The organism is Streptomyces cinereospinus, from assembly GCF_042430725.1.
In the GTDB taxonomy this organism is placed as follows: domain Bacteria; phylum Actinomycetota; class Actinomycetes; order Streptomycetales; family Streptomycetaceae; genus Streptomyces; species Streptomyces cinereospinus.
Window position 1 is genome coordinate 1 of the sequence record NZ_JBHMCY010000154.1, and the last position, 2,555, is coordinate 2,555.

At 75.5% G+C, this 2,555-nt stretch carries 2 protein-coding genes; one reads left to right on the top strand and one right to left on the bottom strand.

What is annotated here, in order from left to right; translation table 11 throughout:
- Positions 1-138: 138 nt before the first annotated feature.
- A complete protein-coding gene (locus tag ACFF45_RS35190) occupies positions 139-1,770 on the top strand; it encodes a phospho-sugar mutase (RefSeq protein WP_381351102.1) in 1,632 nt (543 codons plus the stop codon).
- A gap of 296 nt (positions 1,771-2,066) precedes the next feature.
- Here the strand turns inward: ACFF45_RS35190 and ACFF45_RS35195 are convergent.
- The coding region (locus tag ACFF45_RS35195; RefSeq protein WP_381351104.1) for a sortase family protein at positions 2,067-2,555 on the bottom strand (489 nt) is incomplete at its 5' end.

Consider the following 2,555-nt stretch of genomic DNA (forward strand, 5'->3'; position numbering starts at 1 on the left):
GCGCCGTTCCGAGGACGGACACCCCCCGGCACGGCCCCGACCCACCCACCGGCAGCCAGCGCCACAGCCACCACGCACCCCACCCGCGCGGGCCGCCGCAGGCACCCGGCACCACCGACGACGAGAGGCTGACCGACCGTGCAAGACGACTTCCTCGCACAGGCCCAGGCATGGCTCACCGAGGACCCCGACCCGGACACCCGCGCCGAACTCGCCCGCCTGATCGACACCAAGGACGTCACCGAACTCACCGCCCGCTTCGGCGGCACCCTCCAGTTCGGCACCGCCGGCCTCCGCGGCGAACTCGGCGCCGGCCCCCTGCGCATGAACCGCTCGGTCGTCATCCGCGCCGCCGCCGGCCTCGCCGCGTACCTCAAGAAGCAGGGCCACCACGACGGCCTCGTCGTCATCGGCTACGACGCCCGCCACAAGTCGGCCGACTTCGCCCGCGACACCGCCGCCGTCATGACCGGCGCCGGCCTCCGCGCGGCCCTCCTCCCCCGCCCCCTCCCCACCCCCGTCCTCGCCTTCGCCATCAGGCACCTCGGCGCGGTCGCCGGCGTGGAGGTCACCGCCAGCCACAACCCGCCCCGCGACAACGGCTACAAGGTCTACCTCGGCGACGGCTCCCAGATCGTCCCGCCCGCCGACACGGACATCGCCGCCGAGATCGCCGCGATCCCGTCCCTCACCACGGTGTTCCGCCCCACCGAGGGCTGGGAGACCCTCGACGACACCGTCCTCGAGGCCTACCTCGCCCGCACGGACGCCGTCCTGGACCCCGCCTCCCCCCGCACCGCCCGCACCGTCTACACCGCGATGCACGGCGTCGGCACGGACGTCCTCCTCGCCGCCTTCGACCGCGCCGGCTTCCCGGCCCCCACCCTCGTCGCCGAGCAGGCCGACCCCGACCCGGACTTCCCCACCGTCGCCTTCCCCAACCCGGAGGAGCCCGGCGCGATGGACCTCGCCTTCGCCACGGCGCGCGCCTGCGACCCGGACCTGATCATCGCCAACGACCCGGACGCCGACCGCTGCGCGGCGGCCGTCAAGGACGCCGGCGACTGGCGCATGCTCCGCGGCGACGAGGTCGGCGCCCTCCTCGCCGCGCACCTGGTCGCCCGCGGAGCGCGGGGCACCTTCGCGCAGTCGATCGTCTCCTCCTCCCTCCTCGGCCGCATCGCCGAGAAGGCCGGCCTCCGCCACGCCGAGACCCTCACGGGCTTCAAGTGGATCGCCCGCGTCGACGGCCTCCGCTACGGCTACGAGGAGGCCCTCGGCTACTGCGTGGACCCGGACGGCGTCCGCGACAAGGACGGCATCACGGCGGCGCTCCTGATCACGGAACTGGCCTCCGTGCTGAAGTCCGGGGGCCGCACCCTCCTGGACCTCCTCGACGACCTCGCCGTGGAGCACGGCCTGCACGCCACCGACCAGCTCTCGGTCCGCGTGCAGGATCTCTCGGTCATCGCCGACGCCATGCGCCGCCTGCGCGAGCAGCCGCCCGCCCGTCTCGGGGGCCTGCCGGTCACGAAGGCCGAGGACCTCACCGGGGGCACGGCCGGCCTGCCGCCCACGGACGGCCTGCGCTACACCCTCGACGGCGCCCGCGTCATCGTCCGCCCCAGCGGCACGGAACCGAAGCTCAAGTGCTACCTGGAGGTCGTCGTCCCGGTGGCGGCGCACGCCGACCTCCCGGCGGCCCGCGCCAGGGCGACGGACCTGCTGACGTCGATCGGGCGAGACCTCTCCGACACAGCCGGCCTCTGACCCGTGGGGGGGCCGGCCCCCCCACACACCCACACCCACGCCCACCCCATCGGGTGATTCCCCGCCCCAGCCCCCGCACGGCGATTCACCACCCGTTGGGCTGCCGCATGCCCCCCGGCTGCCCCGGCCGGCCCCCCGCCCCCCCACCATGGAACCGGTGTCCGGCGCCACACACCTGACCCCCCAGGGGCACCAGGCACCAGACGCCCCGGTCACCCCCTGATCGGCGCGTCCCCGGGCCGGACGCGGGCCCGCACGCTCACGCGAGGCGCGCCGTTCCTCCCTACGTGAGCGCGTCAGACCCGCGTGAGGTAACTGAAGCCCGTGTCCGGCCCCACGCACGACTGGAGGGTGAGGTCTCCCCAGTACAGGCCGGCGGCGGGGGCGCCGCGGCCCGGCGTGATGTAGGTCGCGTACACCTCGTAGGTCCAGGTGCCGCGCACGGTCGTGAGCGTGACGCGGGTGCCGACGGGCAGCTCGGCGAACCGGTCGAACCCGTTGCAGTAGTCGTGGCCGACGATCACCACCGTCCGCATCTCGTAGCCGTTCTCCCGTCCGATCTCCGGCCCGGACCACTGCACCGCGTCCGTGCAGGCGTCCACCTCGTCCTGCCCGCCCCGCACGACGGACGACGACCAGGTCCCGATCCGGATGACGGCGCGGTCCGCGGACGGCGCGGGCCCGGTCGCGGCGGCGCGGTCGCGGGAGGCCCCGGGGCCGGGTGTCCGCGGGCGGGCGTTCCGGGTGCGGGAGAGGCCGGGGCCGGTGCGGCGCGCGGCGGGGCC